General features: G+C 66.9%; 15 protein-coding genes. 5 read left to right on the top strand and 10 right to left on the bottom strand.

The window, feature by feature from the left end:
* Positions 1 to 597 (bottom strand): hypothetical protein (locus tag ACV4UX_RS01930; RefSeq protein ID WP_491591644.1); only part of this gene is annotated, 597 nt, incomplete at its 3' end.
* A gap of 210 nt (positions 598 to 807) precedes the next feature.
* Complete coding sequence (locus ACV4UX_RS01925) at positions 808 to 1,989, bottom strand: GGDEF domain-containing protein (RefSeq protein ID WP_491591643.1); 1,182 nt, start codon at positions 1,987 to 1,989, stop codon at positions 808 to 810.
* A 159-nt stretch (positions 1,990 to 2,148) separates the two neighbouring features.
* Here ACV4UX_RS01925 and ACV4UX_RS01920 point away from each other — a divergent pair, with 159 nt between their 5' ends.
* From ACV4UX_RS01920 to ACV4UX_RS01905, 4 genes are all read left to right on the top strand, one after another.
* Complete coding sequence (locus ACV4UX_RS01920) at positions 2,149 to 3,285, top strand: MFS transporter (protein WP_491591642.1); 1,137 nt, start codon at positions 2,149 to 2,151, stop codon at positions 3,283 to 3,285.
* Positions 3,286 to 3,418: 133 nt separating this feature from the next.
* Positions 3,419 to 3,646: an antitoxin gene (locus ACV4UX_RS01915; protein ID WP_491591641.1), complete on the top strand. Its 228-nt coding sequence runs from the start codon at positions 3,419 to 3,421 to the stop codon at positions 3,644 to 3,646.
* A complete protein-coding gene (vapC, locus tag ACV4UX_RS01910; protein WP_491591640.1) occupies positions 3,643 to 4,065 on the top strand; it encodes a type II toxin-antitoxin system tRNA(fMet)-specific endonuclease VapC in 423 nt (140 codons plus the stop codon). The genes ACV4UX_RS01915 and vapC overlap by 4 nt, the downstream gene beginning before the upstream one ends.
* Before the next feature lie 59 nt (positions 4,066 to 4,124).
* Complete coding sequence (locus tag ACV4UX_RS01905) at positions 4,125 to 5,204, top strand: NAD-dependent epimerase/dehydratase family protein (RefSeq protein WP_491591639.1); 1,080 nt, start codon at positions 4,125 to 4,127, stop codon at positions 5,202 to 5,204.
* A 47-nt stretch (positions 5,205 to 5,251) separates the two neighbouring features.
* Here the strand turns inward: ACV4UX_RS01905 and ACV4UX_RS01900 are convergent, their stop codons facing one another.
* The 7 genes from ACV4UX_RS01900 to ACV4UX_RS01870 all read right to left on the bottom strand — a co-directional run bounded on the left by ACV4UX_RS01900 (position 5,252) and on the right by ACV4UX_RS01870 (position 10,513).
* Complete coding sequence (locus ACV4UX_RS01900; protein WP_491591638.1) at positions 5,252 to 6,388, bottom strand: acyltransferase family protein; 1,137 nt, start codon at positions 6,386 to 6,388, stop codon at positions 5,252 to 5,254.
* 566 nt (positions 6,389 to 6,954) lie between these two features.
* A complete protein-coding gene (locus tag ACV4UX_RS01895) occupies positions 6,955 to 7,866 on the bottom strand; it encodes a metallophosphoesterase family protein (RefSeq protein ID WP_491591637.1) in 912 nt (303 codons plus the stop codon).
* 12 nt (positions 7,867 to 7,878) lie between these two features.
* Positions 7,879 to 8,487 (bottom strand): adenylyl-sulfate kinase, encoded by a 609-nt coding sequence (gene cysC, locus ACV4UX_RS01890; protein WP_491591636.1) that lies wholly within the window; start codon positions 8,485 to 8,487, stop codon positions 7,879 to 7,881.
* Between the two features lie 175 nt (positions 8,488 to 8,662).
* Complete coding sequence (locus tag ACV4UX_RS01885) at positions 8,663 to 9,202, bottom strand: DUF488 domain-containing protein (RefSeq protein ID WP_491591635.1); 540 nt, start codon at positions 9,200 to 9,202, stop codon at positions 8,663 to 8,665.
* A 16-nt stretch (positions 9,203 to 9,218) separates the two neighbouring features.
* The gene (locus tag ACV4UX_RS01880; RefSeq protein ID WP_491591634.1) at positions 9,219 to 9,824 is read right to left on the bottom strand and encodes a hypothetical protein; all 606 of its coding nucleotides are present in this window, start codon (positions 9,822 to 9,824) and stop codon (positions 9,219 to 9,221) included.
* A gap of 99 nt (positions 9,825 to 9,923) precedes the next feature.
* Positions 9,924 to 10,256 (bottom strand): type II toxin-antitoxin system PemK/MazF family toxin, encoded by a 333-nt coding sequence (locus ACV4UX_RS01875; RefSeq protein ID WP_491591633.1) that lies wholly within the window; start codon positions 10,254 to 10,256, stop codon positions 9,924 to 9,926.
* Positions 10,256 to 10,513, bottom strand: coding sequence for an AbrB/MazE/SpoVT family DNA-binding domain-containing protein (locus ACV4UX_RS01870; protein ID WP_491591632.1), 258 nt, complete (start codon positions 10,511 to 10,513; stop codon positions 10,256 to 10,258). The genes ACV4UX_RS01875 and ACV4UX_RS01870 overlap by 1 nt, the downstream gene beginning before the upstream one ends.
* A 183-nt stretch (positions 10,514 to 10,696) precedes the next feature.
* On the opposite strand from ACV4UX_RS01870, the gene ACV4UX_RS01865 reads away from it, so the two are divergent.
* Positions 10,697 to 10,957, top strand: coding sequence for a DUF2442 domain-containing protein (locus ACV4UX_RS01865; protein ID WP_491591631.1), 261 nt, complete (start codon positions 10,697 to 10,699; stop codon positions 10,955 to 10,957).
* Positions 10,958 to 11,060: 103 nt separating this feature from the next.
* Here the strand turns inward: ACV4UX_RS01865 and ACV4UX_RS01860 are convergent, their stop codons facing one another.
* A complete protein-coding gene (locus ACV4UX_RS01860; protein WP_491591630.1) occupies positions 11,061 to 11,750 on the bottom strand; it encodes a hypothetical protein in 690 nt (229 codons plus the stop codon).
* Between the last annotated feature and the right edge of the window lie 2 nt (positions 11,751 to 11,752).

The following is an 11,752-nucleotide window of genomic DNA, read 5'->3' as shown; positions in this document are numbered from 1 at the left end:
GACCCGTTTGAGGAACAGGGCCGCCACCAGGCAGGCCGCCACCACGCCCAGGGTGAGAGGCGCGTTGATGGTCATGGACAGGGCCACGTAGATGGCGATGTAGACCAGATTGATGATCAGGTTGACGTAGTTGTTGAGCCCTGAAAGAGCCCTGCCGATCTCCGTGGTGATGATGTTGTTCAGGTGGCCCTGGTTGGTCGAGGCGTAGAAGCGGTAGCTCATCTGCGCGTAGCGGTCGAGAAACCGGAGGCGCAGGTCGCGTTCCAGGTTGGTCTGGAGGCGAGCCTTGAACACGGCCTGGGCCAGCACGAAGCCGCCCTTGAGCAGGAACGTGCCCACCAGCAGCATCAGGAGCGAGGCCAGGCTGAACTTGATGCCGAGCGCGGCGAAGGCCTCGCGCACGAAGCGCGTGGGCGCGTTGTCGGCGGCTTCGCCGCCCTCCACGCCCAGCAGGGGGATGAAGAGCGTGAAGCCCAGGCCTTCGGTGAGCCCGCCCGCCAGGATGAGGACGAAGAGCGCGAGCAGGCGGTTGCCCACGTGGCGATGGAACACGCCGTAGTAGTGCGTCAGCGTGGAAAGGATGGGGATGTGCTTCATGGTTGGATGACCGCGCGCGGCGGCGCGCCACTGATAGCGCAATCCCCCCCTCCTGGCAAAGCCCGCGCGGGGAGGGAGCGGGAGGACGGGCCTCGCGGGGAGAGGCGTCCAGGTCCAACGGGCGGCGGTCGCGGCCTGCCGGGAGGTTTCCGAGGCGGGCGGGCGTCCGCGGCGGACGGCAGGCCGGAGCTCTCTAGCCCGGGGCGGCGCTCAGGGCTGCGGCGCGGCGCAGGCGTCCACGCGGTTCTTGCCCTGGCCTTTGGCCTTGTAGAGGGCGCGGTCGGCGCGGGCCACCAGCCCGGCGAAGGGTTCGCCGTCCAGTTCGGCCACGCCGAAGCTCGCGGTGACGCGCAGTCCGGGCAGCTCCGGCAGGACCAGGCCGCCCAGGGCCTGCTGGAGCCTGCATGCGGCCTCGCGCGCCTCTTCGACCCCGGTCTGGGGCATGAGCAGGGCGAACTCCTCGCCGCCCCAGCGGCAGAGGGTGTCCACGTCGCGCACGCTCTCCAGGCAGGTGCGGGCCACGGCGGCCAGCACGGCGTCGCCCGCCTGATGGCCGTGGGTGTCGTTGACGGCCTTGAAGTCGTCCAGGTCGAAGAGCACCAGGGAGAGCCGCTGTGCGTAGCGCCGGGCGAGGCGTTCGTCGTGGCGGGCGATGTCGTCGAAGGCGCGGCGGTTGCTCAGGCCGGTGAGGGGGTCGGTTTCGGCCTGGCGTCGCAGGGTGGCCTGAGCCTCCAGCAGTTCCTCCTCCACGCGGCTCTGGGTGAGGGTGACGAAGCCGTAGACCGAGAAGACCATGGACACCAGGCCCACGGCCAGCACCAGGGTGAGCCAGGCGTCCTGGCTGAGCATGTCGCTGATGCCCGGGGTCCCCGCAGTGGCCACGGCCCGGCCCAGCAGGCAGAGCACCACCAGGAAATAGCAGGCGCTCATGGAGGCCTGGATGGAATAGCGCCGCCCGTCAGGGTGGAGCAGGGGCGCGGCCGCCGTGTCCAGGAGCAGGAGCGCCAGGCCCAGCGAGAGGTTGACGATGCGCGCCTGGAGGCTGTTGTGGACGAAGAGGAACCACATGGCCACGGCCAGGACCACGGCGGAGAGGGCCAGGTGGACCTTCAGGCGCACGCCGCGCCTGTCGTAGCCGTAGAAGAGCGTATGCCCCAGCGAGAGCAGGACCATCACCGCCAGATAGGCCGCGTTGCCCACGATCACCGAGGCGACCTCGCCGATCGCGCCCCGCAGGTACACGGCCGCGCTGCCCACGATCCACATCGCCTGGCTGACGATCCACGGGAGGAAGCCGGGGTAGGTCTTGCGGGTCAGGTAGGTTTGCGTCAGCACCAGGGCCAGGGCCATGTGCAGGATGATTCCGATGACGGCGACCGTTTTCGCGTCCAAGTGCAGCAACGATGGCTCCTGTAAAGCGGCTGGCGCGGACTATGGCCGACACCGCTCCGGATGGCAACCACCCAGGCGCTGCATCGCCCATGTCGCCCTCGACCTGCACGTCGATTTCTGGCAGAATCCCGCACCTCATTCGTCGGTTCAGGATTCTTCATGTCCGATTCGCAGCGCCGCATGTACGTTTTTCTTCTCGTGGCCACCATCGCCTCCCAGGTGGGGATGCAGGGCTGGGCCACCATCCTCAACAACTTCTGCGTGGACGCCGCCTCGCTGGACGCCTTCCAGGTGGGCCTCGTGCAATCGGTGCGCGAGGTGCCGGGCTTCCTGTCGCTGCTGGTGATCTACATCCTGCTGGTGCTCTCGGAGCACCGCGCGGCGGCGCTCTCCGTGCTGCTCCTGGGCCTGGGCGTGTCCATGACGGGTCTTTTCCCCAGCTTCTGGGGCGTCGTGTTCACCACGCTCCTCATGAGCACGGGGTTCCACTATTACGAGACGCTCAACCAGTCGCTGTCTTTGCAGTATTTCAGCCTGGAGATGGCCCCCGTGGTGCTGGGGCGGCTGCGCTCGGTGGCGGCGGTGGCCAACATCGGCGTGGGCGCGCTGATCTTCTTCCTCTCGGGGCATCTCTCCTACGCCCAGCTTTTCGCGCTCATCGGCGGCAGCGTGGCCCTCATGGGCCTGTGGGCCGTGTTCCAGGACCCCTCCGACAAGTCGCTGCCCGCCCAGCACAAGCGGATGATCCTGCGCTCGCGCTACTGGCTCTACTACGCGCTCACGTTCCTTTCGGGCTCGCGCAGGCAGATTTTCATGGTCTTCGCCACGTTCCTGCTGGTGAAGAAGTTCGAGTACTCCCTGGCGGCCATGAGCGCCCTTTTCGTGGTGAACAACATCGTGGCCTGGGTGGCCAACCCCATCATCGGGCGCATGATCAACCGCCACGGCGAACGCGCCCTCATGAGCATCGAGTACGTGAGCGCCGTGCTCGTGTTCTTGACCTACGCCTACACCGACTCCCACATCCTGGCCGGGATCATGTTCATCCTGGACTACCTTTGCTTCAACTTCGCCGTGTGCATCCGCACCTACCTGCAGAAGATCGCCGACAAGCCCGACATCGCGCCCAGCTCGGCCGTGGGCTTCACCATCAACCACATCGCGGCGGTGTTCATCCCGGCCCTGGGCGGCTGGCTCTGGCTGGTGGACTACCGCATCCCCTTCCTGATCGGCGCGGCCCTGGCCGTGGTCTCCCTGGTGCTGGCCCAGTTCGTGCGCACGCCGGCGCGGGGGTGAGCACGACCGGCGGCTTGCATGCTAACAGCGCACAAGGTTTGCTGGGCACGCGCCTTGATACGCCTTTTGCCCGCCCGGGCTTGACCGGGCCGCCCGTCGTGTCTATACACGCAGTATAGACACGGAGGACCCCATGCAGACGGCCAAGCTCTTCAAGAACGGCGGCAGCCAGGCCGTACGTTTGCCCCGGGAATTCGCCTTCGAGGGCGACGAGGTGTTCATCGAGAAGGTGGGCGACAAGGTGGTGCTCTCGCCCAAAGAGCGCTCCTGGGACGGCTTCTGGGCCGCCTGCGGCAAATTCAAGGGCGCGATCGCCGTGGACCGAGACTATCCCCCCATGGAGGAGCGCGAACCGCTGTGACGCCCAGCTTCATGCTGGACACCAACATCTGCGTCTACGTGCTCAACCGCCAGCCCCCCGAGGTGCGCAGGCGCTTTGCCGCCCATCCCTTCGGGCAGGCCTGCATCTCGGCCATCACGCTCGCGGAGCTGGAATCCGGCGTGACCGCCAGCCGCTACAGGCAGGAGAACAGCCTGGCCCTCCAGGCGCTCCTGGACGAACTGGTCATGCTGCCTTTCGACGCGGCGGCCGCCCGGCACTTCGGCGACATCCGCACGGAGTTGAAACGCTCCGGGACGCCCATCGGCCCCATGGACATGCTCATCGCGGCCCACGCGCGCAGCCTCGGGCTGACCCTCGTCACCAACAACGTGCGCGAGTTCGCCCGGGTGCCCGGCCTGGCCGTCGAAAACTGGCTGGACGGCCTCCCGCCCGCCTGATACCCGTTGCCCCCACAAGAATCCACGCAGGGCCTCCGCAGGCCCCGGAGGCATATCCCATGACGCACCGCGACGGCGCGATCCTCGTTACCGGCGGGGCCGGATTCGTCGGCTCCAACCTGGCCATGGCCTTCAAGAACCGCTACCCGGGCCGCGAAGTCCTCGTTCTGGACAACCTCAAGCGCCGGGGCTCCGAATACAACCTGCCCCGCCTTGCGGACGCGGGCATCCGCTTCGTGCACGGCGACATCCGCAACCCCGAGGACCTGCGCTTCGAGACGCCCATCGGCCTGCTCCTGGAGTGCTCGGCCGAGCCCTCCGTGCTGGCCGGCTTCGGCGGCAGCCCCGAATACCTGGTGAACACCAACCTCACGGGCACCATCAACTGCCTGGAGATGTGCCGCCTGCACAAGGCCGACGTGGTGTTCCTCTCCACCAGCCGCGTCTACGCCTACGATCCGCTCAACGCCGTGCCCGTCAACGAGGGTGCCACCCGGCTGGTCTGGGCCGCCGAGACCGGCCCCGAGGGCTGGAGCCCGGCGGGCGTCTCCGAGCGCTTCCCCATCTACGGGGCCAAGACCATGTACGGGGCCACCAAGCTCTGCTCCGAGTTCGTGCTGGAGGAATACCGCTCCATGTACGGCCTGCGGGGCGTGGTGAACCGCTGCGGCGTCATCGCCGGGCCGTGGCAGTTCGGCAAGGTGGACCAGGGGGTGTTCTCCCTGTGGATGCAGGCCCACTACTTCAAGCGCCCGCTCAAATACATCGGCTTCGGCGGCCAGGGCAAACAGGTGCGCGACCTCTTCCACCCCGCCGACCTCTTCGACCTCATCGAGCTGCAGCTGGCCGACTGGAACAAGGCCGACGGCGGCGTCTTCAACGTGGGCGGCGGCCTGGACGTGAGCCTCTCGCTCCTGGAGACCACGCTCCTCTGCCAGGAGATCACCGGCAACAAGGTGGACATCGCCGCCGACCCGGTGAACCGCCCGGCCGACATGGCCATCTACGTCACCGACACGGCCAAGGTGCGCGAGACCTTCGGCTGGGAGCCCAGGAAGAGCGCCCGCGACGTGCTGGAAGACCTCCACGCCTGGGTGAAGGACAACGAGAAGGCCCTGGAAGTGCTGGCGAAGTTCTAGATTGATCCGCCCGTCCGGGGGAGCGCGCTCCCCCGGGCCTCATCCCCTCACGAACGCGTCAGCGCCGCCACGCCCGGCAGCTTCCGCAAGGCCCACGCCGCCAGGAAGCTCGCGGGCACGCCCAGGGCGCTCACCAGCAGGAACTTGGGCAGCGCCGCCCAGTGCAGCCCCCGCACGGCCAGCGACACCAGCACCAGCACCGGCGCGTGGAACATGTACACCGCGAAGGCGTTGGCCGACCCCCACGCCGCCAGCGCCCCCTTGCGCGGCAAGCGCTCCCGGAACACGGCCCACAGCCCCAGGGACATGCACACCCCCGTGGCGGACTCCCACAAGGCGTAGAACCCGCTCTGCCACGTGAAGCCGCCCCGAAAGGCCTCCACCCCCGCCTCGGAACCGCGCGCAAGGATTAAAAAAACCGTCAGCGTCGGCGCGAGCGCCAGGGCCGTCCCCACGAGCCCCCTGCCGAAGCCCGGCGTGAGCCGGTCCAGCCAGCCGCGCCGGAAGGACACGGCTCCGACAACATACAGGATCACGTATTGGGAAAAATAACAGAGCTGCATGTTGAGCACGCTGGTCCCGATGGGCCACGACAGACGCAGCGCGAACGCCCCCGCCGAAGCCAGCAGCACCAGCCCCGCCACGCCCGCCACGCCGATCCGCCCGCCCGCTCCGCGTCCCGCTCCGGCCGCCCGGCCCGGCAGCGCCGCGTGGACCAGGCTGAACGCCAGAAGCGCCAGGGCGAACCACATGGGCCCCGTGCCGCCCGCAAAACGCAGGCCCCCCACATACCAGCCCAGGAAATCCCACCAGCCCACCCGCGCCTGAAGCCCCCCGACGTCCGCCAGCCAGTAGACCGTCACCGGATGCACCACGAGCGCATACGCCAGCGTGGGCAGCCCCAGGCGCGCCAGCCTGCCCCGCGCGAAATCTCCGGTGCCCTTGCGTTCCAGCGACATGGCGGCGAAATATCCCGCCGCCAGGAAGAGCAGGCCCATGAAAAAGGCCTGCAGAAAACTCTGGAACGTGGCGAAGAACAGCACCTCCCACGGCGAAAGGGGCTGCGGCTCCTTGTAATACCAGGAACCGAACCCCGAATACGTCACCGCCGCATGCATCACCACCACCAGCACGATCATGGCGAGACGCAGATTGTCGACGAAATCCAGACGGCCTGACTGCATGACGGACCCCCTCGCGGGAAGGATATGGCACACTCCCTAGCGCCTCGGGTCGCGCAGGGCCACAGCAATTTCAGTCAGGCCCAAGCCCGGTTGCGCACGCGGCGGCCGGAGAAGCTGCCGGGGCGATACGCAGGAGAAGATGCCGGAGATGATGCCTCCGGCAGCCAAAGGGCTACGCCCTCTGGACTCCCTTTCCGCTTCGCGGGAATCAGCGGCCGCGCCTGTGTTGCCGGTCCCAGACCTGTTCGCGGGGAGAACAGGTGGATCGTCTTCAAGTCGGTCAGCCGGGAGAAGCGCTGCATGGAGCGCGTTTCCGGCGGGTGTCTGCCGTGCCGTGAGCCGTCCCTGTCCTGGGTGGCCCTGCGCCTGACCCCTCGCGTCTGACCGATTTGAAGACGATCAGCCGCGAGGGTCAGGCGCAGGGCCACCCAGGACAGGGACACGAGGGCGCAGCCGGTGAAGCCCGCGAAGCAATTGCCGGGGCCAGGGGGGGCGGAGAGTTCTGGAGAGGGCAGAGCCTTCTCCAACGGGCGCAGGGCAAAGCCCTACCCGCCGGAGGCGTCTGCTCAGCGCCCGGCGGGAATCACGCGTTCAAGGCCCGGCATCCATTGCCTGGCGGCGTGGTCCCAGGTTTTCACGGTCACCTTGTCCGGGCAGAGTGTGAGCACGTTGGTCCAGGGCGCGCCGCCCTTGTAGGACGGGGTGTGCACGTTCGCCACGCGGCCGTCGTAGAGGTTCACCCCGGCGAGAAAGCCGGGGTTGTCTGGTTTGGTGTGGGTGTGGCCCGAGACCCAGGCGATCACCTGCGGGTTGTGCTTGAGGAGGGCGTCGAGCGCGTCCGCAGGCTGGGCCACGCGGTCCTTGTTGTTGATCTTGGGGGCGTAGTTCTCCAGCGTCCCTTTGAGGGGCGCGTGGAAGAAGATGAGCGTCGGCGTCGCGGGGTGATCGCGCAGGGTACAGGCGAGCCAGTCCAGGGATTGGGGCGAAAGCTCCGTGAGCGTCTTCCCCTCCACTGCGTCCACAGAGAGGAACACGAGGAGATAGCCGCCCAGCTCCCGGGCCTGGCGCAGTTCGGGCGCGCCCAACTCGCGCCGGAAGCGTTCCAGCTTTTCGCGGCGCAGTTCGGGCGGCCCCCAGGGGGTTTTGCCGTCCTGCCCGGCGTCGGCGTACATGAATTCGTGGTTCCCGGACACCAGGACGCGGGGGCCTTCGATGCGCTCCACGAAGTCGCGGGCCTGGGCGTACTCCTCGGCCGTGCCGCGCCTGGCCACGATGTCGCCCAGCACCACGGTCAGGTCCAGCCCGCTCCAGTCGTTGAGGTCGTCCACGGCGCGGAGCTTCTTCGCGTCGCCCGCCTTGAAGTGGATGTCCGCCAGCACGGCCACGCTGGGACAGTCGGCGGCGAGCGCCGCGAGCCCAGGCCAGAGCGCGGCCAGCAGGAGCAGGAGCGCGACGCGCAGCGGGCGTGCCGGTCTCATGGGCGAAGCGGCCTAGCCGCCAAGGAGCACCTTGGAAACCACATAGCCGTGGAGCTGGTCCACGCATTCCTCCAGGGAGGCGTTGCCGGTGTGGATGGTCAGGGCGGGCGCGGCCGGGGCCTCGTAGGGTGCGGAGACGCCGGTGTAGTTCTTGATCTTCCCTTCGCGCGCGAGCTTGTAGAGCCCTTTGGGGTCGCGCCGTTCGCAGACCTCCAGGGGGCATTCGATGTAGACCTCGTGGAAGCGCTCCGGCCCGATGATGTCGCGCACGCGTTCGCGGTCGGCATGGAGGGGGGAGATCATGGCGCTCATGCAGACCACGCCCGCGTCCATGAACAGCTTGGCCATCTCGGCGATGCGGCGCATGTTTTCGGTGCGCTCCTCGGGGAGAAAGCCCAGATCGGAGCAGAGGCCGTGGCGCACGTTGTCGCCGTCGAAGACGTAGCAGAGCTTGCCCATGGCGTGGAGGCGCTCCTCCACGGCGTGGGCAATGGTGGACTTGCCGGAGCTGGAGAGGCCGGTGAGCCAGAAGACCTGGCTGCGCTGGCCCAGCAGCGCCTCGCGCATGGCGGGGGTGACCCTGCCGCGATGCTTCACCACATGACGGTTCGATGGTTCCATGCAGCCTTGTCCGTTGTTGAGAGCGTACGGTCCGCCCTGCCTGTGGGCGGATGGTCCAGCCTGAGGGCGCACAAACGGCGAGCAGGCAAGCGCGCGCGACCGCCAGCACGACGCGCGTGAAGATACCCGCGCGCCAGGCAAGAGTAAAGCGCCGGCGGGGCGGAGGCGGTGCGGGTCAGTCCGTGTGGTCCAGCAGGCTGGCGCGCGCCGCCGGGGCCTGTGGGGCGTGGGGTTCCAGGCCGCCGTGGCCCCGGATGTGGAGCACGCGCACGCCCCGCGCGGCGAGCGCCGGGGCGATGAGCAGGCTGCGGTGGCATCGCGCGGGGTCCTCCTCGGCGCAGGCCAGGGCGACGGCGTAGCGTTGCGCCCCCTGGACGATGCGCTCGATGCCCTCCGCGAAGCCCGGCGCGGCGGCAATGCGCGCGTAATCGGGCAGTCCGTCCGGCCCCAGGAGCGCGGGGTCGTCGGGCTTGCCGCCCACCAGATGGCCCAGGAACACGTAGGCGATCCCGGCAGCGCGCAGAAGGCGTTCCAGGGGCTCCTTGCAGAAGTGTTTGGCGTATTTGGCGTAGGGGCGCGAGCGCACGTCGGCCACGGCGTCCACGCCGTGCAGGCGCAGGAGGTCGAGGAAGCGTTCCGAGGATTGGTTGGAGAGGCCGATGGTGTGGACGGTGATCCCGTCCGGGCCGTGCGCGGGCGTTCCGGTCTGTTGCATGGCCGATGCCCAAGGGTCAGTTGTCGAAGTGGACCGACCAGACGAGCCAGACCACGGCCAGCAGTTCCAGGAAAACGTAGGACAGGAGGTTGGCCCGCAGCATGGCCGCCTTCACGCGCGCGGGGTCCGCGTCCGGGAGCAGCCTGCGCGCCACCCGCGTTTCCAGCCACCAGGAGGTGAAGAAGCTGGGCACGAGAAGCCACATGGCCGCCGTGGGCACCATCCACCGCAGGTTTCCGTCCATCTCGTAGGGAATGAGCCAGGGGGCCTGCCAGGTGACGGCCAGGAGCTTCTTGAGGGGCGTCTCGATGCCGTAGGCCTGTCCGCCCCCGGTGACCCCTTCCAGAAGGTAGAGGAGAATCCACGTGACGGGCACGCCCACGAAGGTGGTGGCCACGTTGGCCCAGGCGGACACCCGGAACGCCGTGCCGGCGGGCAGCGCCAGCCGCCCGGCCAGGACCCGCATCTCCAGGAGCGCCACGGGGGCAAGCGTCAGGACCATGCCCGGAAGCGTGAGCATGATCATGGGCACGCCGATGTTGGCCAGGGCCTCGCCGGGCCACAGGAGCACCCCGGCCAGGACGCACGAGAGCGCGAGGGGAAGCCGACGGGGGGGAGTCATGGAGACTCCAGGGACGTGCGGGACGGGGGGCATCGGGCTGGTGATGCCATCGATCGGCGGGGGTGACAACCGGCCGATGCCCACAGCGCTCCGAGACACCTAGGTCAAGAGGACCGAGAGCCGGGCCAGAACTTCCTCGACGATGGCCCCCGGCACGCTTTCCAGTTTGCGGCCGTGGCGCGCGGCCAGGTCGAGAGCGCGCGGCTGGTCGCAACGCACGACGCCCGTGGTCTTCGTCCCGGCCCCTGTGAGGGAAACGGCAAACCCTGCCGTGCGCGCGAAGTAGCCGCCCGTGGTGATGGGCAGCACGATGGGCGTGCGCGTGAGCTGGTTGAAGGCGGTGGGCGAGACGAGCAGAACGGGACGCGTGCCTTGCTGTTCGTGGCCGGACGTGGGGTCAAGGGACACGAGATAGATGTCGCCGCGCTCCATCAAAGCAGCTCGCTTCCGACCGGCTTGCCGCCCAGCCACTCCTGGTCCTCGTCGCTCGGAGCGGCCGTGGCGTCACACTGGGCGAGCAACTCGTCCAGGGTGTAGCGCGGACGCGGCGCAGGCTCGACCACAAGGCGGCCGTTGTCCACGGCAAGGCCCACGGTGGCCCCGGCCTGCAAGTGCAGCAGGTCCAGGATGGCGGGCGGAACGGCCAGCATGACGGAACCGCCGACTTTGCGCAGGTTTGTGGTGTGCATGGGCTCCTCCCAAATTATACTTTTATATAACCTGAGGAAGGCAGGTTGGCAAGCGAATGGCTAGGCATGGGAAACGGTCTTGACGCGAGGACGCGGAATGAAGACAGGCAAGGGAAGGCGTACAAGTTTGCGTCTGGGCCTGGCGTTCGCCCCCTTGAACCCCAACGAGCCGCTGGAGTAGCCATGATCCCCCGGGAAGCGACGACGGCCAAGGCCCTGCCCGGAGACCGCCTGGAAGTGACGTCCGCCGACGGGCGGCACGGCGTGGCGGATTTGTCCGACGTGCCGCACGTGGGAGTGTTCGCCCCGTGGGCGGATGAAGACTATTTCGGGCAGGCGCGCGTCGACGCCGCCACGTGCACGGTCTGCTGGCCCGGCGGGGAAGACGTGGCCCCGGGCGGGTTGTACGAGGAGATCAAGGGAAAACGGGAGAGGGCGGCGTAGGTGGCGACGCTACCAGGGGATGCATCTCGCAAACGAGGGAAGGTTGCCGCATTGAACGCCCTGCCCCATCGCATCTTGACCACCACAAGGAACCTCGCGCCTTTTAGGAGCTGGTGAATTTCTCCAGATAATATCGAGCGTTGCTTGACGTAGTGTAGTAGGACGAAACCATACACCACAGCCCAACAACAAACACCAGTGCGCACCACACTTGCTGCACAAATGACAAGTATTGCAGCTGCCACGAAGAATTAAATCCTGTGTCAATAATATTAAATCTCACAACAATAATGCCAAAACTCATCAAAACATACATGCGCAGCAACCACTTCAACATATTACGCTGCATCAACAACACATTAAAAACACGCATCGGCTCTGCTTTCAATTCTCCAAAGAACGACCACACATTAGCTGCACCCAGTCCAAATGCAAAGGCATGCGCCATCGTTTCAACAACCTTAGCATCAAGACTATTCAACACCTCGACGAATTTGGCGCTTGCCGCCACAGCATAGTCGAGTTTATGGCACACATAACAGAATATCGACGAAAACAACAGGGGGATAAGAATTATCGCAGGTCGATAGTTTATTTCTTGCCCGTTTGTAGTCAAACTCGACAACTCGCCTGAGGCGAACAACCCAAGCAAAACCAACAACACCGCAAGGGACACCAAACCCTGTACCAAACGCCCTTGCGCCTTTTCCAAGTTCGCGTTGATCTTTTCAAGAATCACTTCTCCCGAAAATACCGACGAAAGGCCTTGTACGGATTGCCCGCTCTCCGGCATGA

This window comes from Fundidesulfovibrio sp. (assembly GCF_058402725.1).
The sequence above is the reverse complement of the archived record's forward strand: the minus strand, read 5'-3'. Positions and strand labels throughout refer to the sequence as shown.